This is a genomic window from Streptomyces sp. NPDC017991 (assembly GCF_044328075.1).
Taxonomy (GTDB): Bacteria; Actinomycetota; Actinomycetes; order Streptomycetales; family Streptomycetaceae; genus Streptomyces.
Genome location: NZ_JBIRGP010000011.1, coordinates 115,809 through 139,698, shown reverse-complemented (window position 1 = coordinate 139,698; position 23,890 = coordinate 115,809). Strand labels below are relative to the sequence as shown.

20 protein-coding genes and 4 pseudogenes are annotated in these 23,890 nt (G+C 67.5%); 9 read left to right on the top strand and 15 right to left on the bottom strand.

Going from position 1 to position 23,890, the window contains the following annotated elements; genetic code table 11:
• Positions 1-13 precede the first annotated feature (13 nt).
• The 4 genes from ACH4DZ_RS29660 to ACH4DZ_RS29645 all read right to left on the bottom strand — a co-directional run bounded on the left by ACH4DZ_RS29660 (position 14) and on the right by ACH4DZ_RS29645 (position 3,941).
• A complete protein-coding gene (locus tag ACH4DZ_RS29660; protein WP_398290450.1) occupies positions 14-664 on the bottom strand; it encodes a GntR family transcriptional regulator in 651 nt (216 codons plus the stop codon).
• A 370-nt stretch (positions 665-1,034) separates the two neighbouring features.
• On the bottom strand, positions 1,035-1,763 hold the full coding sequence (locus ACH4DZ_RS29655; protein ID WP_398290658.1) for an FAD:protein FMN transferase: 729 nt from the start codon (positions 1,761-1,763) through the stop codon (positions 1,035-1,037).
• Positions 1,764-1,843: 80 nt separating this feature from the next.
• Positions 1,844-2,551, bottom strand: coding sequence for an FMN-binding protein (locus tag ACH4DZ_RS29650; protein ID WP_398290449.1), 708 nt, complete (start codon positions 2,549-2,551; stop codon positions 1,844-1,846).
• A 49-nt stretch (positions 2,552-2,600) separates the two neighbouring features.
• Entirely contained in the window at positions 2,601-3,941 is a 1,341-nt protein-coding gene (locus tag ACH4DZ_RS29645) for a ferric reductase-like transmembrane domain-containing protein (protein WP_398290448.1), read from the bottom strand.
• Between the two features lie 174 nt (positions 3,942-4,115).
• Between ACH4DZ_RS29645 and ACH4DZ_RS29640 the strand changes: the two genes are divergently transcribed.
• Complete coding sequence (locus ACH4DZ_RS29640) at positions 4,116-4,841, top strand: response regulator transcription factor (RefSeq protein WP_398290447.1); 726 nt, start codon at positions 4,116-4,118, stop codon at positions 4,839-4,841.
• A gap of 135 nt (positions 4,842-4,976) precedes the next feature.
• Positions 4,977-7,226, top strand: coding sequence for an ATP-binding protein (locus tag ACH4DZ_RS29635; RefSeq protein ID WP_398290446.1), 2,250 nt, complete (start codon positions 4,977-4,979; stop codon positions 7,224-7,226).
• Here the strand turns inward: ACH4DZ_RS29635 and ACH4DZ_RS29630 are convergent.
• The gene (locus ACH4DZ_RS29630; RefSeq protein ID WP_398290445.1) at positions 7,134-7,658 is read right to left on the bottom strand and encodes a hypothetical protein; all 525 of its coding nucleotides are present in this window, start codon (positions 7,656-7,658) and stop codon (positions 7,134-7,136) included. The genes ACH4DZ_RS29635 and ACH4DZ_RS29630 overlap by 93 nt on opposite strands.
• The gene (locus ACH4DZ_RS29625; protein WP_398290444.1) at positions 7,655-10,102 is read right to left on the bottom strand and encodes a tetratricopeptide repeat protein; all 2,448 of its coding nucleotides are present in this window, start codon (positions 10,100-10,102) and stop codon (positions 7,655-7,657) included. The genes ACH4DZ_RS29630 and ACH4DZ_RS29625 overlap by 4 nt, the downstream gene beginning before the upstream one ends.
• Positions 10,103-10,489: 387 nt before the next feature.
• Between ACH4DZ_RS29625 and ACH4DZ_RS29620 the strand changes: the two genes are divergently transcribed.
• Positions 10,490-10,894 (top strand): FKBP-type peptidyl-prolyl cis-trans isomerase, encoded by a 405-nt coding sequence (locus ACH4DZ_RS29620; protein ID WP_398290443.1) that lies wholly within the window; start codon positions 10,490-10,492, stop codon positions 10,892-10,894.
• A 700-nt stretch (positions 10,895-11,594) separates the two neighbouring features.
• Here the strand turns inward: ACH4DZ_RS29620 and ACH4DZ_RS29615 are convergent.
• On the bottom strand, positions 11,595-11,897 hold the full coding sequence (locus tag ACH4DZ_RS29615; RefSeq protein WP_398290442.1) for a hypothetical protein: 303 nt from the start codon (positions 11,895-11,897) through the stop codon (positions 11,595-11,597).
• 887 nt (positions 11,898-12,784) lie between these two features.
• On the opposite strand from ACH4DZ_RS29615, the gene ACH4DZ_RS29610 reads away from it, so the two are divergent.
• Positions 12,785-13,249: a peptidase inhibitor family I36 protein gene (locus tag ACH4DZ_RS29610; RefSeq protein WP_398290441.1), complete on the top strand. Its 465-nt coding sequence runs from the start codon at positions 12,785-12,787 to the stop codon at positions 13,247-13,249.
• 324 nt (positions 13,250-13,573) lie between these two features.
• Here ACH4DZ_RS29610 and ACH4DZ_RS29605 read toward each other — a convergent pair.
• The 7 genes and pseudogenes from ACH4DZ_RS29605 to ACH4DZ_RS29575 all read right to left on the bottom strand — a co-directional run.
• A pseudogene (locus tag ACH4DZ_RS29605) lies at positions 13,574-14,101 on the bottom strand (IS5 family transposase); the annotation flags it as partial.
• Positions 14,102-14,171: 70 nt separating this feature from the next.
• Positions 14,172-14,556 (bottom strand): annotated as a pseudogene (locus ACH4DZ_RS29600) (transposase); the annotation flags it as partial.
• A gap of 61 nt (positions 14,557-14,617) precedes the next feature.
• Positions 14,618-15,118, bottom strand: coding sequence for a TetR/AcrR family transcriptional regulator (locus tag ACH4DZ_RS29595; protein WP_398290440.1), 501 nt, complete (start codon positions 15,116-15,118; stop codon positions 14,618-14,620).
• 163 nt (positions 15,119-15,281) lie between these two features.
• Complete coding sequence (locus ACH4DZ_RS29590) at positions 15,282-15,734, bottom strand: tautomerase family protein (RefSeq protein WP_398290439.1); 453 nt, start codon at positions 15,732-15,734, stop codon at positions 15,282-15,284.
• A gap of 180 nt (positions 15,735-15,914) precedes the next feature.
• A complete protein-coding gene (gene fumC, locus ACH4DZ_RS29585) occupies positions 15,915-17,366 on the bottom strand; it encodes a class II fumarate hydratase (protein ID WP_398290438.1) in 1,452 nt (483 codons plus the stop codon).
• The gene (locus ACH4DZ_RS29580; RefSeq protein ID WP_398290436.1) at positions 17,363-19,027 is read right to left on the bottom strand and encodes an NAD-dependent malic enzyme; all 1,665 of its coding nucleotides are present in this window, start codon (positions 19,025-19,027) and stop codon (positions 17,363-17,365) included. The genes fumC and ACH4DZ_RS29580 overlap by 4 nt, the downstream gene beginning before the upstream one ends.
• 52 nt (positions 19,028-19,079) lie before the next feature.
• Positions 19,080-19,928 (bottom strand): SDR family oxidoreductase, encoded by an 849-nt coding sequence (locus tag ACH4DZ_RS29575; RefSeq protein WP_398290435.1) that lies wholly within the window; start codon positions 19,926-19,928, stop codon positions 19,080-19,082.
• Between the two features lie 400 nt (positions 19,929-20,328).
• Between ACH4DZ_RS29575 and ACH4DZ_RS29570 the strand changes: the two genes are divergently transcribed.
• The 4 genes and pseudogenes from ACH4DZ_RS29570 to ACH4DZ_RS29555 all read left to right on the top strand — a co-directional run bounded on the left by ACH4DZ_RS29570 (position 20,329) and on the right by ACH4DZ_RS29555 (position 22,489).
• The gene (locus ACH4DZ_RS29570; RefSeq protein WP_398290434.1) at positions 20,329-20,679 is read left to right on the top strand and encodes a transposase; all 351 of its coding nucleotides are present in this window, start codon (positions 20,329-20,331) and stop codon (positions 20,677-20,679) included.
• An 84-nt stretch (positions 20,680-20,763) separates the two neighbouring features.
• Positions 20,764-21,174, top strand: a pseudogene (locus ACH4DZ_RS29565) (helix-turn-helix domain-containing protein); the annotation flags it as partial.
• Positions 21,175-21,176: 2 nt separating this feature from the next.
• Positions 21,177-21,686: pseudogene (locus tag ACH4DZ_RS29560) on the top strand (IS5 family transposase); the annotation flags it as partial.
• Positions 21,687-22,090: 404 nt separating this feature from the next.
• Positions 22,091-22,489: a peptidase inhibitor family I36 protein gene (locus tag ACH4DZ_RS29555; protein ID WP_398290433.1), complete on the top strand. Its 399-nt coding sequence runs from the start codon at positions 22,091-22,093 to the stop codon at positions 22,487-22,489.
• A gap of 270 nt (positions 22,490-22,759) precedes the next feature.
• Here the strand turns inward: ACH4DZ_RS29555 and ACH4DZ_RS29550 are convergent, their stop codons facing one another.
• On the bottom strand, positions 22,760-23,080 hold the full coding sequence (locus ACH4DZ_RS29550; RefSeq protein ID WP_398290432.1) for an STAS domain-containing protein: 321 nt from the start codon (positions 23,078-23,080) through the stop codon (positions 22,760-22,762).
• Positions 23,081-23,227: 147 nt separating this feature from the next.
• On the opposite strand from ACH4DZ_RS29550, the gene ACH4DZ_RS29545 reads away from it, so the two are divergent.
• Positions 23,228-23,608, top strand: a complete 381-nt coding sequence (locus tag ACH4DZ_RS29545) for an ATP-binding protein (protein WP_398290657.1) — start codon at positions 23,228-23,230, stop codon at positions 23,606-23,608.
• Positions 23,609-23,890: the final 282 nt, after the last annotated feature.

Sequence of the window (23,890 nt, the reverse complement as noted above, 5' to 3'; positions counted from 1 at the left end):
TGCACGCAGTACGTCATTCACGCAGTGCGTCGATCACACCCGCGAGGTGGGAGCGGACGGCCTCTTCGGCCGCCTGCGGGTCCCTGGCCCTGATCGCGTCGATCATGGCCAGATGCTCACTCAGGGACTTCTGGGGACGCCCCGGCCGCAGCGCGAGCTGGAAACGATGGCGTACCAGTTGCGCGTTGAGCCGTTCCAGCAGTCCCACGGCCACCTGTTGGCCGCTGAACTGCCTGATGTGGGCGTGGAGTTCGTGGTTGAGGTCGGAGTAGGTCACCGGCTCGCCGTCGGCGACGGCCTTGGACATCGCCTCACCCAGGGCGGCCAGTTGGTTCAGCTGCTCGTCGCTGGCCTCGACGGCCGCCTTGCCCGCGCACAGTCCTTCCAGGACCATGCGGCACTCGGTGATGGCGACCGCTTCCTCGACGGTCACCACCCGCACCCGTGAGCCGCGGTTGCGGATGCGTTCGACCAGTCCTTCCGACTCCAGCTCGATCAGGGCTGCCCGGACACTGGCCCGTGTCACGTCGAACTGCTCGGCGAGTTCGTTCTCCACCAGGCGTTGGGCCGGGGCCATTTCGCCTCGCAGGATGGCTTGCCGCAGCTGCGTGAGCGCGTGCCGCTTGGCTTGCTCTCCGGTGCTCGGACGGGCTTCTTTCGGCATGTGTGCCCTCCCTGAGTGAGTGCCTGTCGAACCTAAATCTAGACGAACAAGATTGTCAACAATTTTGTTCGTGATTAGTCGCCGGTCCGACGGCGGTAACGGGAAAGGGCCCCGCTGACGGGGCCCCGGCGCCTGACGGCGGATTGTTCGTTCCCTGCGCCCCGGTGGGGGCTGATCGCGCAGTTCCCCGCGCCCCTGAGGGGCACCGATCCGGCGGGGCTAGCGGCGGCGCCCTTGAAGGGCGCGAGGAACGGCGCGGCCAACCACAACGCCCCCGCAGCCCGCATCGGGCAGCCATCACGCGGCGCCCCCGAGGGGCGCGGGGAACTGCGCGGTCAGCCCCCACCCACCCGCAGCAGCCGGCGGGCAGTCATCCCACGGGGAACCCCGAACTGCGCCGCACCCCCCGCCCCGCGTCCACCGCGAACACCTCGCACCCCGCACGCGCCGCGGCCCACTCCACCCCCTCCACACCCATCGCGAACCCAGCCGTCGCCACCGCGTCCGCCTCCGTCAGCGAGGACGCCACCACGGTCAGGCTGAGCAGCCCGGTCGCCGCCCGCCCCGTACGGCCGTCGAAGATGTGGTCCCCCCGCTCGTACCGCCCGGAGGTGGCCACCGCCCCATCGGCGACCTCCACCACCGCGCAGACGCGGTCGGCCCGCTCCGGATGCCGTATCCCGATCCGCCAGGGCCGCCCCGCCGCGACCACGTCACCGCCCGCGTTGAGGCAGAACGTGGTCGCGCCCGACGCCCGCAGCAGCTCCGCGCCACGCTGGACCGCCCAGCCCTTGACCACGGCGCAGGGATCGAGCCCCCGGCCGGGCAGCCGCACCTGGAACGCGCCGCCGCTCTCGACCCGGTACCGCTCGCACAGGTCGAGGACCTCGACCAGATCGGCGCTCAGCTCGTCGTCCGCCAGCTCGCCCCGGTCCAGCCGGGACACCTCGCTGTCGGGCAGAAAGGGGCTGAACCGCGCGTCGACCTCACGCAGCCAGGCGAACACCCGGTCCGCGGCCCCGGAAGCCCCCGCGCCCATGCCGTCCCCCTCGATCCGCAGGGAGATGGGCAGCCCCATGATCTGCTCGACGCGATGCACCGCCTCGGCCGCATCCGTACCCGCGTCCGTACCCGCGTCCGTACCCGCACCCGCAACGTGGGTCGTGGACATCGCCGTCATCAGCCCCTCGCGTCGAGCGCCGCCTGCAGCGACTCGACGTACCCCTCGCTCGTGATCGTGGCCCCGGACACCGCGTCGACGTCGGCGCTCTGCGCCTCCAGCGTCGACGCGATGAGCTTCGGGACGGCGGCCTCGGTCTGCGGATGGTTCGGCTGCTGCAGCATGCGTACCGAACCGATGGTGTCGCCGTCGAAGGTGACCTCGACCTGGACGGTGCCCTTCTCGGTGTTCACCGCGGACCCCGCCACCACCTGGGGCGCGGCGGCCGACGCGGACGGCGAGGAGGAGGCCGCGGAGGCGGACTCGCCCTGCGCGTCGATGGCCGCCTGCAGCGACTCCCGGTAACCGTCGCTCGTGATCGTCGCGCCGGACACCGTGTCGACGTCGGCGCTCTGCGCCTCCAACGTCTCCGCGACGAGCTTCGGCACGGCCGCCTCGGTCTGCGGATGGTTCGGCTGCTGGAGCAGCTTCACCGCGGTGATCTCGTCGCCGTCGAAGGTGACCTCGACCTGCACCGGCCCCTTCTCGGTGTCCACGGTCGTGCCCTTGAGCACCTGGGACGAGCCGTCCCCGGAGGAGGACGCGGAAGGCGTCGAGGCGGGCGCCGAGGCCTCGGTGGTCGTCGTCGTGCCGTCCGAGGGGGCGTAGCGCCACACCGGGATCAGGCCCGCGACACTCAGGACCAGGACAGGTATTGCTCGCTTCACGATGTCTCTCTCATCCCGCTCGGACGTCTGTCATCCCGCTCACGATGTCTCAGCCCGCCAGGCTGAAGCGCTCGAAATGGATCTGCGGCTTGGGTACGCCCAGCTCGCGCAGGCTGCCGAGGACCGCGTTCATCATCGGGGGCGGCCCGCACAGGAAGACGTCCCGGTCGTTGATGTCCGGCACGAGCCGCGCGAGCTCGTGCGGTGCCAGCTTGTCGGGGCTGACCGGCCCGGACACCAGGTGCAGCTCGGCGCCCTTGGCGTGGGCGAGTTCGCGCAGTTCCTCGTAGAGCACCGCGTCCCGGTCCGAGCCCACCCGGTAGATGACCACGGCGTGCCCGTGCAGTTCTTCCAGCAGGGCCCGGATCGGGGTGACGCCGACACCGCCGGCGATGAGTACGGCCTCGGAGCGGGTGCGGTGCATCGCGGTGAAGGCGCCGTACGGCCCCTCGGCGAAGACCCGCGTACCCACCTTGAGGTGCCGCAGGGCGGCGGTGCCGTCACCGGCCGTCTTGGCGGTGAGCCGCAGCGTCCGGCCGTCGGGGGCCGCCGACAGGGAGAACGGGTTGGCCTGCCACCACCGGTCCCTGGTGAGGAACCGCCACAGGAAGAACTGACCGGCGCGGGCCGGCAGCCGGTCCAGGTCGCGTCCCGTGATGTGGATGGACACGACGCTGTCGGACTCGGGCACCACGGCGGAGACCCGCAGCTGGTGGCGCGTGTTCCGCCACAGCGGCAGGACGACCCGGCCCAGCAGCACCGCGCCGAGCGCCACGCCCCACAGCACGTACCAGTACGTCGTGGCGGCGGACGACGAGGTGAACGTCGTACCGGCCGCGACCTGGTGCGTGAACGCCAGCACCACCGCGACGTAGGTGTACAGGTGGATGAAGTGCCAGGTCTCGTACGCGAGCCTGCGGCGGGCGAAGCGGGCCGAGACCCCGCCGATCACGAGGATCAGGCCCAGCGCGACGATCGCGCGGAACACGCCCTCGACGGTCTGTCCGAGGTCCACCAGCTGGTCCACGGGGTCCATCGAGGACGACTGGGCGTAGCCGAAGGTGATGAACACGGCGTGCCCGAGCAGGGTGAAGAGCAGGCCGAAGCCGACCCAGCGGTGCCAGGAGGTCAGCCGGTCCATGCCGATGCGGCGGTCGAACCACGGCAGCCGGGCGACCAGCAGCAGCTGGAAGGCCATCAGGAGCGCGCCGTACAGCCCGGCGAGTCTGCCCAGCACGATGAGGGCGTTCGAGGCGAACCCGGCCTGGATGAAGAACACGGTCACCACGACCACGTTCAGGGCCAGCACGCCGTACAGGCCGGCGCGGGCCACCACCTTGGGACGCACCGCCGCGGTCGGCGGCGGAACGGTCGTCTGGACAGTCGTCACGGACGGCAACTCCTTGATCGGGGTCCTCGGATCCCTTGACGCGGGTCCTGGGACTCCGAGCCTGCCTCGGCAACCCTGTCGTTTTCCTGTCGATGAACTTTCAAGTGTTTATCGATCTGGTCCCGGAGGGTCCTCGGCTATGGCGCATTCGGCCACGTGAAGCACTATGGGCACGTGGAAAAAGTACGACTTCTCGTCGTGGACGACGACCCGCCCATCGCCGACCTGGTCGCGACGGTCGCCCGCTACGAGGGCTGGGAAGCGGTCACCGCGTACTCCGGCGAGGAGGCGCTGCACCGCGCCGCCGAGTTCCACCCGGACATCGTGGTGCTCGACCTGATGCTGCCCGGGCTCGACGGTTTCGCCGTCCTGGACCGCCTGCGCCTGTCCGGGACGATGGTGCCCGTCGTCTTCCTGACCGCCCGGGACGGCGTGGCGGACCGGGTCGCGGGCCTCACCAGGGGCGGTGACGACTACCTCGTCAAACCGTTCGCGGTGGAGGAACTCATGGCCCGGCTGCGGACCGTGCTGCGCCGCAGCGCGGGACCCGCCTTCCAGCGGTCCGTGCTGAGCGTCGCCGACCTCACGATGGACGAGGACACCCGCGAGGTACGCCGGGGCCGGCGGCTGCTGACGCTCACCCCGACCGAGTACGAGGTGCTCCGCTACCTGATGCGCAAGTCGCCGACGGTACTGACCAAGGCCCAGATCCTCGACCACGTCTGGGAGTACGGCTTCGGCGGCCGCTCGAACGTGGTGGAGCTGGTCGTCAGCCGCCTGCGCCGCAAACTCGACGGCGACACCGACACGACCGGCGACGAGGACGACAAGGACGCCGGGCCGCAGCTGATCCACACGGTACGGGGCGTCGGATACGTCGTCCGGCAGGTCACCGAGTGACCGGTCGGCTCCACGGGTCGGCGGGGCGCCTGCCGGTCACAGCCCCGTCGCGGTCGAAGCACGGTGTCCGCGGCGGCCGGTGGTGGCTACTCTCGGGAAGGAGGCCCTGTGCGAGCGTGTGCCGAGGGGAGCCGCATGACCGATCACGCGGACCGTCATACGCGTCCCCGGGGCCACGAGGTCACCAACGGGGTCAGCGACACCTCCGCGGGCGTGGTGATCCAGGCAGGCCGGATCGACGGCGGGATCCAGGTGACCGGAAGCGCACCGGGAACCCAGATCCCGCGCCAGCTTCCGGTGAGCGCGGGTCTGTTCGTGGGGCGGGCCGCGGAGCTGGAGGAGCTGGGAGTCCTGCTCCGGCCCCCCTCGGCCGGGCAGCCGCGCATCGTCCTGCTCTCGGGCGCCGCCGCCACGGGAAAGACGGCACTGGCCGCGTTCTGGGGACACCAGGTCGCCGCCGACTTCCCGGGCGGCCAGCTCTATGTGGACCTGCGGGGTTTCGGTCCGGAGGAACCACTCTCCCCGCTCACCGTGCTCAGCGGCTTTCTGCGCGCTCTGGGCCGGTCGTTCGCCGCAGAGAGCGGACCGCTGGAGGAACGGGCGGCCACCTTCCGTACGGCGCTGAGCGGTCGCCGGGTGCTCGTCGTTCTCGACAACGCCTCCTCCACCGACCAGGTCCGCCCCCTTCTGCCCGGCTCGGACACCTGCGCCGTGGTGGTCACCAGCCGTCGGAAACTGAGCGGACTGGGCGTGCACCACTCGGTACGGACCGTGGCGCTCGGCGTGCTCGGCGGCACCGAGAGCCTCGCTCTGCTCCATGCCGCGATCGGGCGGCGGGCGGCAGCCGAGGAGGAAAGCGTCGGCCGGCTCGCCGCCCACTGCGGGGGCCTGCCGCTGGCCCTGCGCATCGCGGCGCAGCGGGTCGCCGCGCGTCCCGCCCGGAGCATCGCCTCGCTCGTCGGCGAACTGAACGGCATCGGGGCGGGTCTCGATCTCTTCGACGCGGACGACGACACACGCTCCGCCCTGCGCACGGTGTTCTCCTGGTCCTATCGAGGCCTGCCGACGCCCGCTCGTGACGCCTTCGCACTCCTTGCGCTGCACCCCGGCGACACGTTCGACCTTGCGTCGGCCACAGCACTGCTCGCAACGCCGGGCGAAGAGGCCGTCCGTCTGCTGCGCCGGCTGTCCGACTCGCACCTCGTGGACGACACGGCCGGGGACCGGTTCTCGATGCACGATCTGCTGCGTTCCTACGGGCGCGAACTGGCGCTGTCCGCGACCGTGCCGGCGCACGACCCGCACCCGCTCGGCGGGCTGTACGACCACTACCTGTCCATGGCGGACCGCGCCGGACGCATCATCATGCCGTACCGCCACCGCTTCCCCCTGGAGACCGGTGGGCGTCCGGTCACGGTCGGGCCGCCGATGACGAGCAGGGCCGAAGCACTGCACTGGATGGACACCGAGTGGCGCACCCTTGTGGCGCTCTGCCGGCTGGACGACCCCGTCTTCGACGTACGCCGCTGGCAACTGGCCTACACCCTGCGTGACTACTTCTACCTGACCAAGCACCTGAACGGCTGGGCGGAGAGCCACTACCTGGCACTGGCCGGATGCGAACGCCTGGGCGACCGCCGGGCCGAGGCCATGACGCGCAACAACCTCGGGCGTGCGCTGCTGGAATCGGGCCGTGTGGAGGAGGCGGCCCGCCAATACGGGCTGGCGCGCGACCGGTTCGCGGAACTGGACGACGAACACGGCCTCAGCGATTCCCTGGCCAACCTCGCCTCGATCCGTCGGCGGCAGGGCGCGTACGCGGAGGCGCTGGACCTGCAGCAGCGCGCTCTGGAGGTCTATCGCCGGACCGCGGTGATGCGGAAGGTCGGCATCACGCTGCGCAGCATGGCCAAGGCGGAGACCGCGCTGGGGCGCACCGCCGACGCGACGGGCCATGCGACCGAGGCGATGGCCCTGTTCTCCGCGCTCGGCCTGGACCTCGACGTCTCCCAGTCCGCGTACACCCTCGGTGCGGCCCTGGAACGGGACGGCGACGACGCTGCCGCCTCCCGGGCCTACGAACAGGCCATCGCGTTCGGCAGACGAGCCGGCAGCCGGTACGAGGAGGCACGGGCCCTGCGGCAACTCGGCTTCCTGTGCGCCGCCGCGGGGCGTGTCGACGCGGCCCGTGCCCGGTGGCAGGCGTCCCTTGAGCTGTTCGCATCGCTGGGCGCGTCGGACGCCGACGCCGTGGCCGCGCAGTTGGCGGGCCTCGGCGACAGGCGACCCGGCTCAGTGGGTGGGGTCCTCGCCCAGCAGGTCGAGGATCCAGTGCTGCAGGGTCCGGGCGACCTCCTGGTCCCTGGCACCGACGGTCTCGGGTGACCGTACCGCCAGGTCGTCGATGCCCTCGCGGGCATCCTGCGCCAGGATCAGGGCATGGTCGCGCTGTCCTTCGTACTGGTTGGCCGCGGCCATCGCGTGGGCCAGGCTCAGGGTCGCGCGCAGCGTCTCGGGGGCGTCCGGGCCGTGCCGCGCGACCTGCCGTTCCTGGAAATCGACCGCGGCGACCAGGAGGTCGGAGAGCAGTTCGTCATGGTCGCCCTCCAGATGGACGCCGTCGGGGCCGACGCCGTCGGGCAGGTCGCTCGGCTCACCGACGGTGCCGCTCCCGCCCTCCGGCACAGGCAGGTCGGTGAGGCCTGCGCGTACCAGGGCCCACAGGGTCGTGACGGTGGCCAGGTGATCGGGCCCCTGCAGGCGCAGGCGGTCCGCGTAGAGGGCGTAGTGGCTCCAGTCGTCGGGAGCGGCGGTCACGAGGCGATCCTCCTGCGTGCGGTGATGATGTTCTCGCGTGCGTCGAGGGTGTCGGGGTGATCGTCGCCCAGGTGGGACCGGCGTCGCCGCCAGACCTCTTCGAACGCGGTGAGCGCCGCCTCGGTGTCACCGATGCGGAGCTGGTTGGCGCCGATGCTGAACAGGCTGTCCACCGTTCCTCTGGCATCGCTGCCGGCCGTATTGGTCCATCGCTCGTGGGCGAAGGTGGCGATGCGCAGCGCGGCCGGTGCCGCGTGACGGCCGGGTCCTCGGCCGACGGCTGTCACCAGGTTGTTCAGGGCGGTCAGGGTCTGCCGGGCGGACGGGCCGTGGCGTCCGTGCCAGCCGTGGCAGGTCTCCCGCAGCAGTGTGCGGGCCTCTTGATGGTTGCCGAGCGCCTGGTGGGTGTTGGCGAGATTGTTCATGGCCCACAGGGTGTCGGGGTGGGGGTTGCCGAACAGGTCGCGGCCGTGCAGGACGTCCAGTTCCCCGACGGCCCGCTCCTGTAGCTCGCGCGCCTGCGTGAGGGCTCCGCTCTCCTGGAGTACGGCTCCGAACCCGACCAGCGCGCGCAGCGTGGTGTACGGGTCGCAGAGCGGGGAGGCACGGCATGAGGCGTACAGGGCCCGGAAGTCGTCGACAGCGCCCGCGCTGTCGCCCAGGTCCGAGCGCAGTTGTCCGGATCGGGCGACGAGGGACCACCGGTCGATGTCGACGCCCCAGCCCTCCGGGGCCGCCAGGTTCGCCGCGGCCTGGACATGTGTCAGCAGCCCGAGTGTGCGCAGTCTTGACGCGGCGTCGGCTGCTGCCCCGTCGAGCAGGTCCGCCAGCGCGCGCACGGCTTGGTGGGAGACCTGTCGTCGCGTTCCGTCACGCAGCAGGACGCGTGCCGCGCGACCGACCAGGGCGTGGACGGAGTAGGTGGTACCGGAGATGTCCTGGCTCTGCTCGACGAGTCCTCGGCCTTCGAGGACGCGAACGCCCTCCGTCACGGCCGCCGTCGCGGCATGGGGGTCCTTGTCCGTGTCGGGGCGGTCGGCCTCGGAGGTCAGGGCCACCAGGAGGTCGTGCGGGACGGGCGCCGCGGCGAGCACGCTCGCGGCGGCGAGCAGCCGCGAGGCAGGGGTGGGCAGGGCGTCGAACGCGCGCAGCAGGACTCCGCTCAGCGGCCGGGCGGTGTGCGCGGGCAGATCGTGGCCCAGGTGTTCCGCGAGTTCCAGCACGGGCTCGGCGTCCGCGCGCAGGTCCGCGAGGAGGGAACGGTAGCCGGTGAATCCCTGCGCCGTCGTCAGCCCGGCGGTGATCTGCAGGGCGAGGGGGTGTCCTTGCAGCTCCGCCACGATGGCACGAGCGGCGTTGCGCTCGTCGATGTTCTCCGGGACCAGGTTCTCCCGGACCAGCTTGTGGCGTGCGGTCAGCAGGCTCAGTCCCGGTCTCGCGCCCAGGCCGGACAGGGTGATCTCGTCGCGGCTCCTACCGAGAACGCTGCCGCGGGTAGTGACGAGGTTCTTGCCGTTGGGGCTTCGGGCGAGCAGGTACGGGTGGTCGTCCAGGCGCAGTGAGGAGGGGAGGTCGTCGATGATCCAGAGGTAGGGCGGCAGACTCTCCAGGCGGCGGCCCACGGCATGCCGCAACTCTTCACCCGTGCCCGCGTGTTCGGGCAGGGACAGACCTGCTGCGATACGCCGGATCTCCGTGTGGAAGCCGGCCCGGACGGCGCCGGAGTCGTCCCGGCCCAGGGAGTCGCTGCCGGACAGCCTGACGACGAAGACACCGCCGGGGTGATCCTGGGCCGCCCAACGGCCGTACTGCTTGCACAGAGTGCTCTTCCCCGACCCTCCCGGTCCTCGTACGGAGACGACGGGCGCACCGCTGTCGAGTGTCCCGCCGGACTCCTGCAGCGCGTCGTGCAGGCTCCAGAGTTCCTTGCGCCGTCCGACGAATCCGGACTCGCCGATCAGGTCGTCGACGAGCCGGCCCGGCATGTCGGTCATCGCGTCGCCGAAGCGCCGGCCGTCGGCGCGCCGTACCTTGTCCACCACCCGTGCGACGTGGTCCGCCAGTTCCTCGACGGAGCGGCCCTCACGCATGAGCTTGCGCCTCTTCAACGCCTTGGGCCTGACGTTCCTGGGCGGCACCTTCCACGTCAGCGGCACGATCCGGCGCATCGCGGGTTCACCCAGCGCCTTCGCGCAGGACAGGGCCAGGTGCAGTTCGGACCAGCAGTGGTCGCTGTCGTCGAAGCACGGGGTGAGCAGGGGAACGACGACCCGTGAGTTGAGGAGGGCCGCCTTCACCGTCGGCAGCATTTCGTACTCGTCCGACTCGGGCACCGACCGGTCGTCCTGGAAGACTTTCAGTTCCGGGGTGTTCAGGGCCGCGTGCATGTCGTCGGCCCATTGCTTGCCGTCGGCCCACGTGTAGCAGATGAAGACGTCGTACAAGGGATCCTGTCCTGGAACAGCGCCACCCTGATGCTCGGTCACTCGGGTCCTCGGGCTCGTCGCGACGGCCGCCCGGGGGACGGTCGCACCGCGTCCCGGACACCCACCCTCAGCGGGTGGACGCATCCCATCGGAATCCGGGTTTCGTCGCAAGACCGCGAGCGCGTTGGTCACTGAAAAAGCAGGACCGGAGTGGCTGTGCGAGCACCTGGTGACGGTCCGGCACGTATGCCCCTGGCCGGGGCACCGGGCGGCGTTGCCGGCATCACGGGAAGTGACCTTCAAGCGGATTCGGCACTCCCGACGGCGTGTCCATCCGCCGCATGGGGTCTCATGTGTCCGGAGGGCCCGTACGGAGGGCATTCGGCGGCAAGCGATGAGGGTGCGATGAGTGAACTGACGAAGCCCGAGGTCGACGTTCCCGAGGGTGACGCGCCTGGCGAGTTGACCATCCGGGACCTGGTCGTCGGGAACGGGCCCGAGGTGAAGTCGGGCATGGTGGTCAGGGTCCACTACGTCGGGGTGGCCTTCGAGTCCGGGAAGGAGTTCGACGCCTCCTGGGACCGGGGCCGGCCGTTCAAGTTCGCCCTGGGCGGTGGCAGGGTCATCAAGGGCTGGGACCGGGGGGTGAAGGGGATGAAGGTCGGCGGCCGACGCGAGATCATCATTCCCCCACGTCTCGGCTACGGCACTCAGTCGCCGTCACCGTTGATCCCCGCGGGCTCGACCCTCCTCTTCGTGGTGGACCTGCTTGCCTCGTATTCCAGCACGGCCGGGTGGAGCAACGCCTAGCGCGCGGGTGCACCGGTCGCTTCGTGCCGGGTGGGCGGGGCCGGCCTGTGACCCGGATGCGGACGGCCAGGACCGCGAGGTCCGCGAGGGCCGCGAGGGCCCGCAGGACGGGCATCCGTCAGGCGGGAGGCCATCTCGATGTACGTGCCGGCGGTGGTCAGCTCCTGGCCGGAGGAGCGGAAGACCACCGGGTTGAGGGTGACGTCCACGGCGGGCCGATCAGGTCGCCCACGCCGGACGGCGTCCGGCAGGAACTGTGGGCCTACCTCGCGGTCCACCATGCGATCCGCGGGTTCGCCCACGCGGCGGCGCTCGCTCGTCCGGCAGTGGACACCGACCGTGTCTCCTACGTGAAGTGCGTCCGCATCATCCTCAGCATCGTCCGTCGCAGCATCCCGTCCCAGCTCGGAGCGACCACTGCCAGGCTCACCCGCTCCTGCGGGGAGGCCGGACGAGAGGCACGCAGCCGTCTCCTTTCGGCTCGCCGCGGCCGGAACTGCCCGCGTGCGGTCAAGAAGCCGAACCGATGGCCGGTGCTAAGGACCCGTGCCGGACGCAACATGGTGCAGCCCGGCCGCTGGGCCCACAACCCGACCCAGAAGCCGAAGAGCACCCGCCGGGCCGGACGACCGGCGTTCAAGGGAACGTGCTCCGTGCCACCGCTGCCTTCGGCCTGGCTGACTCCCGTATACGCCTAAGTTCAATCGCCGCGCTTGAACCTGTTGAGGTCGCAGACGTCCGGATCACCCCGGTACTCATAGAGGCGAGGGACCTGCCGGCTTCCGTCGACATACAGCCCCGTCCCGTAGTAGCCACCCTCCTCCGAACTGTTCCAGTAACCACTGATCCTGTGGAACGTCAGCGAGATGGGGTAATCAACGCCGTCAGTGCTGGTCAGTTCCCACGTCCCGTTGCCCTCTCTCAGCTCCGGTGGGCCCTCGGCACCCTCAAGGTCCGTCGGCCACCCCGCCGTCGTGAACGTTCCATCACCCTTGAGGGTCACGGAACGGTCTGCTGCATCCCGATAGATGCCGACCAGATCCCGACTGGCCAGTCCGCCCGGCTGTCGGCCCTGCCCCGGGCAAGGTGAGTAGCGGGCAAAGCACCCTGTCGTGGTCGAAACAGCGGCCAGAATCAGAGCTCCCGCAAGGCAGCCGAGTCTTCGGTTCATGTTCGCCCCTGCACTGTCGAGAATGTCCCGAGGCTGCACCGAAGCAGCCGGTACCACCCGCTGGACTGCGTCTTGTCCGGCACTACCCGCTCCACCATCGCCGTAGCGGCCGCCAACACAGCGAGCGGGCCCAGTTGAGACGACTTCTCACTCCTCGACCTCAGCGGAATGGTAGTTAAGGCAACTGCATCGCCCTGAACTGGCCCCCGTTCTGCAAGCGCAGGTACCCCTGCCCCACACCAGGACGTCTTCCGCCCCGCAAGGTGCTGGCGCCAGCCCACCGGGTGCAGTTGGGGGCCTGACGGCTCGCCTCCGTTCGCCGCACCCTTTGTCGGGACCACGACCGTTATCGCGTTCGCCACTGTCGGACATCTCGTAGGACGACTGTTCCCACAGCGTGCCATGCCTCCGCTGGCAGCCCTGGCACCCCTGTTCATGGTTCTGAGAGGCACTGGTGTGAGTGTCTGTTCCTCCGCAGGCGACTGTACGTACGGCTCAGTCCTACTGATTCACGCTGGATCGGAGTGGAAGGCAGACCGTGCGCTGATCAGGGAGTTTTAGTCTCCGCTGAATACGTTGCCGGTACACGTAAGTTGGAATTAACGTGCGTGGTGGACCACGGTCACGGCGGCCGGGTCCGAAAGGGGGAACACATGTCCCGCCCCATGCACCATGGACGCCTCGCCATGGCAGCCGCGGCCACCGCGACGATATTTGCGATGACCGGCACATACGCGTCCGCTGCCACCGCCGGCACCGCGGACAGCAGCGAGACACAGCAGTGCGTCATCGTCCTGGACGAACTACAGCCCGGACAGACGTCGTCCCGCGTCCTGTCACACACCTGCACCACAGGAACGCAAGCAGCCCAGGCACAGCCCGCCGGTGCCCAGGACACGCTCCTCATGACCTGGTACGCGGACTCCGACTTCAACGGCGCCAGCACACAGGTCAGAGGCAATGACGGCGGATGCGACTCCTCGGGCTACGGCATCGCGTACGTCGGTGACGACTGGAACGACCGCCTCAGTTCCTGGAAGCTGTGGGGCACCTGCAACAGCGTCACCCTCTACGACAACAGCAACTACGGTGTGTCGATCGACTACTGCGGCCGCTGCTCCGGAAGCAACGTTTCCCTGCAGGCCAACGACCGCACCAGTTCCATGTGGATCTGGAACAGCTGACGCCGCTCCGGCAGCAGACTCCCGCCGGGGATGTCTCTGCCCAGGCCGGTGGCACGTCCACTCGGACGCCTGACCAACATCTCGGTCGCCGTCGCAGGAGGTTCCTGATCGTCTGCGACTACCTCGCGGCTGTCTCGACAGATGAATTCCAGGGCACCGATCCTGCGCGGTGGCGACGCGAACTCCGTATCGCCGTTAGGTCATCACCACGGCCGTTGCCGAGCGCCACTACGCCGACGCTCGCGAGCACCTGCGAGTGTTCGGCCGCGCCGGCATAACGGCCACTCTGCGGAGCTTCCTTCTAGGGGCTGTCTCCAGTTGTGATCATTGGGCTTTGAGGAGGTTGCTGATCCAGATGGTGGCTGCGCGGAGATGGAGTCCGGCGAGGTAGCTGTCGGGCGTCTTGTCGTAGCGGGTCGCGATGCCTCGCCAGTCCTTCGTCCTGTTGATGGCCCGCTCGACCGTGTTGCGGTCACGGTAGAGATCGGTGTCGTGGGCGACGGGCCTGCCGCCACGGCTGCCTTTCTTCCTGCGGTTGGCGGCCTGGTCCTTCTTCTCCGGGATGACTGCCTTGATGCGGCGTTTGCGCAGGTGGGCGCGGTTGGCGCGCGAGGAAGAAGCTCTATCGCCGGCCACGGCGTCCGGCCGGGTGCGGGGACGGCCGACGGGCAGGCGGACCTGTACCTTGCTCAGGACCGGGATGAACCGGGGACTGTCGGCGGCCTGCCCGGCGGTCAGAAGGAGGGCCATCGGCCGGCAACGCCGGTCGGCAGCCAGGTGGACCTTGCTGGTCAGCCCGCCGCGCGACCGTCCGAGCAGAGCGGCCTTGAGTCGGGCCCGCCGTCGTAAGCGGACGCGTTGGCGTTCGGCGCGGACCGGATCGCTTTCACCGTCTTGCCCGTCTTGTCCTTCTGGCGCTCCCCCTTTTGCAAGGCCGCCTCCTCAAGTGCGGCCAGGGTCTGTTCGCTGACCCGTATGCCGGCGGCGTCGTGATGGGCCCGCGTGATGGTGGAGTCCACGCTGACCAGGGACATGTCGATCTCGTCCCTGTGGGCGGCCTCGGTGATCGCTTCGTCCAGCAGGCTCTGGAAGACGCCCGCGTCCCGCCATCGCATGAAGCGGTTGTAGCCGGTCTGCCAGGCGCCGAACCGCTCGGGCATCTCTCTCCACTGACTGCTGGTGCGGAACCGCCAGATCACTCCCTCGAACTGCTCACGCAGACGTTCGGGGTATGGGCCGAACTTGCCGGTCGGCAGGAACGGCCCGATGAACTCCCACTCGTTGTCGGTGAGTTGCGCACGCGTCACACCACAGTCTTACCGCACCAGCCCCCACCCCAAGCCGCCTGATCACAACTGGAGACAATCCCTAGCGCAGTCGCTCGCGGGTCATCTGCATGGCGAGGTCCAGCGGCCGGGGAGCACGAGCGATCTTCGCGAGGACACTGGCGCCGACCCAGCTTTCGTAGAGCGTCCGAGCGGTGTCACGTGGCTCGCCGACCGCGGTGAGTGATCCATCGTCGATGCCGTCCCGAATCATGCACTCGACGCGGTCCAAAACACTGTCGGTGCCGTCGAGCAGGGTCAGTCGCATCGGTTCGGACAGATCGGCAACCTCGGCACCGAGTTTGACGACGAGACACTTCCCGAGGCAGTTCTCGTAGGACTGCATCTCGTAGAAAAGCTGCCAGTACTTGAACAACCGGTCTGCACCGCTGGTCTGCTGTGCTACGACCTCGTCGATGTCTCGAAGGTAGCAGGTGAAGCAATTCTCTATAACGGCGACACCGAGTGCATCTTTGGAAGCGAACCAGTGGTAGAACGAGCCCCTGGGGACTTGGGCCAGTTTGAGGAGTCCACTGATTCCCACCGCGGTGTAACCCTGCGGCTGATGATCTCCTGCGCCTCGTCGATGATGCGTTGACGGGTATTGATTTATGCAGGGTCGATTGTCATGATCCTGGAGTTTGGTCGATTGTTGGTCCGGCAGTCTGGCGGGCCGTTCAGGCGCCCGCCAGAATGCCGATGCCGCGTCAGGCGCGGATGGAGTCGGGCCACTTGAAGTCAGCCGGGACGCTGTTGGGGTCCAGTCGGTCGGCGGGGACTCCCTTGCCGTAGGTGACCTCACCGTTGCCCATCGACCAGTCGGCCGGCTGCACCGTCTGGAGGTTGAAGAAGACGTCCTCCGTACGGATGTGCAGGCGCTTGTTCAGCTCGCCGACGACGCCCTTGTAGAAGTTTCCCTTCTGTTCGGGAGTGGCGACGTCGAGGAACACGAGCTGGATGAACACGACGTTTTCCGACCGGCGGATCCCCAGGTAGTCGGGGTCGGCGATGAGGTTTCCGGGCTTGTGCTCGGAGATGGTCTGGAAACGGTCCTCCGGAACCCCGAGGTGGATGATCATCTGCTCGTAGACGACATCGGCGATGGTGCGCTTGTACTCTTCCGACTTGCCTTCGAGGAGATCGATTCGTGCGAGCGGCATTTGAGACTTCTTTCTCTGTCCTGAGCGATCGATGTCGCCTACGGAAATCGGTCGAAAGCTTCCCGGCCGTGGAACCACCATAACCCTATTAGACCAGTCGGCCCAACGCTGGACCGTGAACTGGCCCACACGCTCACCGAGGGGGATGCTGGCCTGCGGGGCTGCGGCGCCCATGCTGTATCAGGCGCCGGAAACGCCATTCCCGACCATGGAGAGCGGATTGACAACGGAATCGAACGTCTTTTCATCGACGCGCCCGCTTGCCAGCGCCGCCTCTTTGAGCGTTTGACCGTTGGCGAGTGCGGATTCGGCGATGTGCGCTGCGTTTTGGTATCCGATGAGGGGACTCAGAGATGTGACAAGCATCAAGCTGTCGTTGACGTAGCGGGTAATCTTTTCCTGGTTGAGTTCGGTGCCGGTGACGGAGAAGGTCCGGAATTTCTCCATCCCGTCGGCGAGGATGCGGGCGGAGTGCAGGAAGTTGTTGATGATGACGGGGCGCATGGCATTGAGCTCGAAGTTGCCCTGGCTGCCAGCGAACGCCACTGCGGAGTCGTTGCCGAGGACCTGGATGGCGATCATGACGATCGCTTCGCACTGGGTCGGGTTCACTTTCCCAGGCATGATGGAGGAGCCTGGTTCGTTTTGGGGCAGTAGCAGTTCTGCCAACCCGGTTCGCGGGCCGGATGCAAGCCACCTCATGTCGTTGGCTATCTTCATGAGGGCAACCGCCAGGCCTCGCAGTGCGGCGTGAGCACGAACCATGCCGTCCAGCGATCCTTGTGCCATGAACTTGTTTGGAGCGGTGACGAAGTCCTTTCCTGTCAACTGTGCAATGCGAGCAGCGACATCGCAACTGAACCCCTTTGGCGCGTTCAGGCCAGTACCTACGGCGGTTCCACCCAGGGCTAGCTCTAGCAGTCCTTCCCTAGCGTGTTCGATCTCGCTGATGCATGCGCGCAGCTGTGCCGCGTAGCCAAGCCATTCTTGGCCCACGGTGAGAGGGACTGCGTCCTCAAGATGGGTACGGCCGATCTTCACGACGGATTTCCACTGCTCTGCCTTGTTCTCGATGGTTTTGGCGAGTCTTTTTGCTTGGGGCAGCAGCTGATCGTCAATGGCTTGAACCGAGGCGATATGCATGGCGGTCGGGAAGCTGTCGTTGCTGGACTGCCCCATGTTGACGTCGTCGTTGGGGCCTACCGGCTTCTGCGTTCCCAGCGTTCCGCCGAGAAGTTGCGAGGCCCTGTTCGCGATGACCTCGTTGACGTTCATATTGCTCTGCGTTCCCGACCCGGTCTGCCACACGTAGAGCGGGAAGTGGTCGTCGAGCAGGCCCTTGATCGTCTCTTCCGCAGCCTGAGCGATCGACTGGACTTTCCATTCCGGTAGTCGCCCCGCTTCACCGTTGACCAGGGCTGCAGCCTTCTTGACGTAGCCGTAGGCGTGATATACCGCCTTGGGCATGCGATCGTCCCCGATCGAGAAGTGCACCAAAGAACGTTGCGTTTGAGCGCCCCAGTAGCGGTCTGCGGGGACCGCTACCTGACCCATGCTGTCGAATTCGTCGCGCTGTCCCGACGCGTCGATGCCGATCGGAACGTCCCTGACCTCTGGGGTGGCGTCGCTCATGACTGCTCCTTCTCCGCCGGCATCACGTCATCGCTCGGGTAGACGGGCTGCCACATCGCATCCTGGACGGCTTGGATGAGGTTTTCGTGTGACTGTGTGGCCACGCCGTCCTTTTCTGCAGCGCGTGCTACAGCCACAGCGACGCTGGCGGAGGAGGCCCTGAGGTTCTCGACAGGAGGGAGCAGGGCGGCGCCAGGTGCAGACACATCAACTTGCGAGGCCACTGCTTCGGCGGCGGCAAGAAGCATGTTGTCCGTGACATGCTTGGCTCCCGAAACGATGGTGCCGAGCCCCAGGCCGGGGTAGAGCAAGGCGTTGTTGGCCTGTCCGATGGTGTAGGTGACTCCGTTGTACTCGATCGGGGCCACCGGAATGCCGCTGGCGACGAGGGCACGTCCGTCGGACCACCGCAACGCATCGGACGGCATGACCTCGATCTGGCTGGTCGGGTTGGAGAGCGGTAGCAGAATAGGCCGCTCGACCCCGTCAGCTAGGGCTCGGACCACTTCCTGTGTGAAGGCGCCTGGGACAGTCGACGTCCCAATGAGGATGGTGGGCTTGACCTGTTTGATCGTCGTGAGCAGGTCAATTTCTCCTTGAGCCCAGGATGAGACTTCGGACCTTGGCCGGGCATAGGGCTGCTGGTAGTCCGGCAGACCAGCCATGTCGTCGGTGACGAGACCGCGCTTGTCGATGAGCCAGATATTGCGTGCAGCCTCTTCAGGACTCGCACCGTCGCGGACCATGGCGGCATGGATCTGATCCGCCATGCCGGTGCCAGCCGTTCCCGCACCGAACACCACGAGACGCTGGTCGGCCCACCGCCCCCCCGTGATCCGCAGGCCCGAAAAGGCAGCGGACATCACGATCGCTCCGGTGCCCTGCATGTCATCGTTGAAGATCCGATACTTGTCTGCGTTACCGACAAGAATGCGCCGCGCATTCGATGGACCGAAGTCCTCAAAATGCAGGAGCGCGTTCGGGAACAGTCGCGCAGCCGTTTGAAGGTACCGGTCCACGAGGTCGTCGTAGCGCTCGCCAGACACACGAGCGTGGCGGTTGCCGAGGTAGTCCGGCTTGTTGAGTAGTTGCTCGTTGTCCGTGCCGACATCAAGGTTCACCGCGATGACACGATCGGGGTCAATGCCAGCGGCGGCGGTGTAGACGGCCAGCTTTCCGATGGAGATGTCGGTTCCGTTGACGCCCCAGTCCCCGATCCCGAGGATTTCTTGCGCGTCGGAGACCACTATCAGGTCGACGTCATCGGGCCCGAGCCCGAGGGACTTGAACGAGGCCTCAATGTCGTCGGGCCTGTCGATGGATACGTAGATGGCCCGCGAATCACGGAAGGTATCTGACCACTGCTTGATCGCCTGGCCCACCGTCGGATCATAAACGACCGGGAGGAGTTCGGAGAGGTGATCGGTCAGAAGCTTGAAATAGAGTACCTGGTTCCGGTTGTGGACTGCGTTCAAGTACACGTACTTTTGCAGATCAGACGGCTGCTTTTGCAGCTGCGCGTAGGCACGGGCTGCCTGCTGATCGAGAGATTCGACGGCAGAAGGCAGCCGCCCTGTGATACCGAGTTCGGCCCGCTGTTCCAGCGTAAACGCAGTCCCGCGATTACGGCGTCGATCGTGAAGCACACTGTCAGTGGTCATGTGATTCCTTCGGAGCAGCCGGGCCGATGAACGCGTTGGCGAACTGATGTGACTAGTCGGAGACCGGTGTTTCCGGTTCCATGTCGAACGACGCCTGGAGCTTCGGCGGGCGCTTGCCCAGATTTTCCTTGATCTTGCGGTCCCAGGGAGCGTTGATAAGGCTCTTGGTTTCCTCGATCATGGACTTGGGCTCGAGGTTGCGGTAGGTGTCCACCTCGCCCGCTGCAACTGCCGTCAGCGTGGCGTACACGGGCTCGGGGTCGAACTGCGCCCGCGGGAAAGCGAGCTCGGAGTAGTCGAACAGACGATCCGACGGCTCGTCCTCCCAGCTCTCCCACGTCTGGAACATGCGGTCGTTGAAGCCCGTCAGGAAAGGACCCGGGTTCACCGTCGCGACCTCGACACCGAATTCTTGGAGCTCGTCCGCCATCGACTCCGCGATCGCCTCGACCGCGTGCTTGGACGCCGCGTAGATACCGGTGAAGGGATTGACGTTGATGCCTTCACGAGAAGACACCCACACGATACGACCGGCGCCACGCTTGGCCATCTGCTTGGCGATCCCCTGCGTCAGCAGCAGCGGCCCGGTCACATTGACCTCAAACTGCCGACGGATATTCGACGCCGGCACGTCCACAGTCGAGCCCCCCTCACCGACACCGGCATTGTTCACCAGGATCTCGACGCCCCAGGCCAGCGCCTTCCTTCGGTCCCCCTCATCTGTCACATCCAATTTTTCTACCTGAAGCGACACACCACGCTCCGCCGCCTGGCGCTTCAGCGTCTGCACCTGTGCGTAGATCTCCACCGACGCAATAACGTCAAACCCCTTCTCCGCCAGCCGCATCGCAGCCTCCTGGCCAAACCCCGTACCGCACCCCGTGATGAGAACCTTGCGCATGACACGCCTCCCTTATGCCGCCCAGGCAGTCGCCGAGCAGCGCTCACATTCCGACTGAACCAGCTGTCATGGCCGCGTGCCTAGCAAGTCACACTAAGCTGAAAACAATTTTGCCTGCGTTGGGATGCCATGGCCACCGGAGGGGAAAGCCTTGACCCAAGGCCGGGTAGTTAATGAGGCTCCGACTTGTATGGCTGTAGCGGAGCGCGGTCGAGTGGGCCGCTCGTAGCGTCTCCGTAGGACGCCGGATCGGATGGTTCGTGAGGTTCCTGCCGCCCGTCGGGGCTGGCTCTCCGGGTTCCGGAGGTCGGAGTGTCGGCCATGGACGTCCTTGAAGCTTCCCCTTGATCGTGGACATGTGGAGACTGGGATCTTGAAGTTCCAGAGGAAGTAGCACCAGGTGGGAAGCGAGTGCACGAAGCGGTACACCGAGGAGTTCAAGCGGGACGCGATCGCGCTCGTCGATTCCTCAGGCAGAACGGTCACCGCCGTTGCCCGGGAACTCAACATCAGCTCCGAGTCCCTGCGCGGCTGGTACCGCCGCGCGAAGGCGGTCCGGGGAGAGGGCGAGTCCGGTGAGCTGACCAGCGTCGAGCGCGAGGAGCTCAAGCGGCTGCGCAAGGAGGTCCGCGAACAGCAGCAGACGATCGAGATCCTGAAAAAGCGCCCGACTCAAAGAGTCGATGCGCGCCTGGACTCCGATCGACCGGGCCATCGGCATCTTCATCGCGCTGGCCAAACTGCCCCCTGAGTAGGGCCAGCTGGTAGTGCACGAATTCGCACAGGGCGGATTCAATCGGTCGTCGCAACACCTCTGTGAGCTGGAGGTTTGTGGGTGGGTGTGGGGAATCGGCAGCGGGCGGCGCGGGAGTATCGCGGGCAGATGCCATCGCCGGGCCGGCCAAGTGTCGCTTGGCGTGAGGATCGTGTCCGGTTCTGGCAGGCGATCGCGCGGGGGCTGAGTTCGGTAGACGCCGCGGTAGTGATCGCGGTCTCCCCGGCCGCGGGATCGCGGTGGTTTCGGCATGCTGGCGGGGTGAATCCGTGCCTTGCCCCGAACGTCTCGGGCCGATATCTGTCGTTCGCCGAGCGGGAGGAGATCGCTCTGCTGCGTGCCAGGGACCTCGGCGTGCGTGCGATCGCGAGGCATCTGGGCCGTTCGCCCTCGACGGCCTCGCGGGAGCTGCGGCGCAACGCCTCGACCCGGACCTATCGCCTGGAGTACCGGGCTTCGCTGGCGCAGTGGCCCGACCCAAGGCCGCTCTGCTCGGACGGTCGCGCGGCGGGCTGACCAGCAAGGTCCACCTGGCTGCCGACCGGCGTTGCCGGCCGATGGCCCTCCTTCTGACCGCCGGGCAGGCCGCCGACAGTCCCAAGTTCATCCCGGTCCTGAGCAAGGTACGGGTCCGCCTGCCCGTCGGCCGTCCCCGCACCCGGCCGGACGCCGTGGCCGGCGATGAAGCTTCTTCCTCGCGCGCCAACCGCGCCCACCTGCGCAAACGCCGCATCAAGGCAGTCATCCCGGAGAAGAAGGACCAGGCCGCCAACCGCAGGAAGAAAGGCAGCCGTGGCAGCAGGCCCGTCGCCCACGACACCGATCTCTACCGTGACCGCAACACGGTCGAGCGGGCCATCAATAGGACGAAGGACTGGCGAGGCATCGCGACCCGCTACGACAAGACGCCCGACAGCTACCTCGCCGGACTCCATCTCCGCGCAGCCACCATCTGGATCAGCAACCTCCTCAAAGCCCAATGATCACAACTGGAGACAGCTCCTAGAGCTCATCCGCTTCTGAACCTTGAACCCGCAGGTCAACGGCCTTCGGAGAGGATCGGAATGACCAGTAGCGACGACTGACCAAGCAGCTCGTCGCGCCTACGACTCACTGATCGTTTCAGAATGAAGTTCGTGGTGGGGCTTGGCGGTTGGGTGTTGTGTAGGCAGGATGCGGGGGCTGGTCCTGCCACCCTGACCGCCGTCTGCCAACGAAGTCGGATCAGGGGCTGCGGTTCGCCGGAGTCACGGCCAGTTCTCTCCCGTTTCCTGATCGGGGATGTCTCGTTGGCCTCTTCGGTGACTGAGCAGCTATCTGGGTCGCTCAGTCCGTCCACGGCGGTGTGGCTGTTCCACATCGCCGACGAGGAAAGGGAGACCCTGCCATGCGTCGGATCCATTCGCTCGCCGTCGCCGCGGCCGCCTTGGTCACGGCTTTCGGGGCGGTACCTGCTGCGGCCGGCGCCCCCGCCGCGGCCGAGGCCCCCACGGTGGTCAGCAGCCGGGCAGCCTACAACTGCACCCCCGGATACTTCTGCATCTACAGCGACTGGAATGGCGGGGGGACTCGCTGTCAGTGGTCGCAGCCCAGTATGGCGAACACCGCCGACAACTGTTCCTTCATCCAGAGGGGACAGAACGTCCGCTCAGTCTGGAACGGAACCGGGCACCGCGTGCAGTACTACACACAGACCAACCACCACGCACGCGTCGGGTCCACTCCGGCCGGTGCGGGCGGCAACCTGCAAGGCAGCTACCAGATCCGTTCCTTCAAGCCCCAGTAGGGAACCCGGCAGGACCGCAAGAGGCAGCGGGGTGCCGCACTCGCTGCCCCTTGCGGACGCTCGTTTTCGCCCCACATCCAGGGTGCTCCCGGACGCCCCACGCGACCGGGACGCGCGCATGAGACGGGGCAGCCGAATGCACCGGGCCCGGTCTGGCCGCCTCCGGTCCCGGCAACGCAGACCTTCGCGGTCAGGCGGCGACCATGGCTCCGACCGCTGCTTCCAGGCGTGCGTGTTCCACGGCCAGGGCGCTGTACTGGCCGTCGCTGTTCACGTCCACAGTCGGCCTCTTCCAGTGCGGTCCCCGACGAACGCCACGGGTTGCCTGCGCCCCGTATCCGCGGCCATGACTCCAGCCGCAAACATGTCGGTGATGAGCATGTTGATGCCGCTGGAGTCCACGAAGGTCACGCCCGTGAGGTCGGCCATGCTCCCGGACGCCCCCTCGACGGCAGGCGGGATCAGGGCTCTCTCCATGCGCTCCCGCGCGTCGTGGTCCAGCTCGCCGGACAGGGCGACGACGCTGATGCGGCTCGGGCCCGAGCACGTACCGGAGCATGCCCGAAGAAAACACCGGGAGGCGTGCTCCAATTCATTGGGACCGATCCGAAAAGAATCACATGGGCCCCACCACGCCGGGTACCCGAGGGACAAGCAAGTGCGAAGGTGGACAGAACTGTGGAGTCAGACGGCCGTGCCGGTGCAGGCAGGCCGGATGCTCACGCCCTGTTCACTGCGATGCCGTTGAGCGGCGACAGCTCCTGCATCGGCCGGGCGCGCCGCCACGCGGCCGAGTTCCTCACCCGCGCCCGCTCCCGGGGGGTGGCCGTGTCCGCCCGCGCGCTGGACCTCACGCAGTTGGTGGTCAGCGAACTGGTCACCAACGCCATCAAGTACGCCCCCGGCCCCCTGCGGATGGAACTGCGCATCGTCGCCGACACGACGGTGGAGGTGAGTGTGCAGGACAGCGTCCGGGCACAGCCGGCCGCCCTCCCCGTAGACCCCACGCGGATCGGCCGGCACGGACTGGAGATCGTCAGGGCAGTCGTCCAGGCGTTCCACGTCCGTCTCGAACCGGTCGGCAAACGCGTCACCGCCCACATCGCCCTCACCGACTGACAGCCGGCAGCCCCTCTCCGGTAGCGGTGACCCTCCGCTCGGGACCACGCTGCTGATCGCGAGGCGAGTCCTGCATGATGCGTTGCAGGGCGTGCACGCCACCCAGGCGTACCTCCCGGGAGTCGTTGCCGACGGCGGCGTTGTAGCGGTCGGTGACCTGCCCCCTCCCTAGGGATAGCGTGCTCGCTGTCGACCTGGTGGACGGGAGCCGGCCGGAAAGGCAGTACGGCGGCGGGGCATGCGACTCGTTGCACACGAGCGGTGTCGCCGGAGCGACGGGGC

Bases quoted from the DNA above. Each gene is read 5' to 3' on its own strand.
- fumC (WP_398290438.1), bottom strand. From the start codon at position 17,366: ATGAGCGACGCCACCCCAGAGGTCAGGGACGTTCCGATCGGCATCGAC.
- ACH4DZ_RS29575 (WP_398290435.1), bottom strand. From the start codon at position 19,928: ATGCGCAAGGTTCTCATCACGGGGTGCGGTACGGGGTTTGGCCAGGAG.
- ACH4DZ_RS29660 (WP_398290450.1), bottom strand. From the start codon at position 664: ATGCCGAAAGAAGCCCGTCCGAGCACCGGAGAGCAAGCCAAGCGGCAC.
- ACH4DZ_RS29555 (WP_398290433.1), top strand. From the start codon at position 22,091: ATGCGTCGGATCCATTCGCTCGCCGTCGCCGCGGCCGCCTTGGTCACG.
- ACH4DZ_RS29610 (WP_398290441.1), top strand. From the start codon at position 12,785: ATGACCGGCACATACGCGTCCGCTGCCACCGCCGGCACCGCGGACAGC.
- ACH4DZ_RS29590 (WP_398290439.1), bottom strand. From the start codon at position 15,734: ATGCCGCTCGCACGAATCGATCTCCTCGAAGGCAAGTCGGAAGAGTAC.
- ACH4DZ_RS29545 (WP_398290657.1), top strand. From the start codon at position 23,228: ATGCCGTTGAGCGGCGACAGCTCCTGCATCGGCCGGGCGCGCCGCCAC.
- ACH4DZ_RS29635 (WP_398290446.1), top strand. From the start codon at position 4,977: ATGACCGATCACGCGGACCGTCATACGCGTCCCCGGGGCCACGAGGTC.
- ACH4DZ_RS29620 (WP_398290443.1), top strand. From the start codon at position 10,490: ATGAGTGAACTGACGAAGCCCGAGGTCGACGTTCCCGAGGGTGACGCG.
- ACH4DZ_RS29580 (WP_398290436.1), bottom strand. From the start codon at position 19,027: ATGACCACTGACAGTGTGCTTCACGATCGACGCCGTAATCGCGGGACT.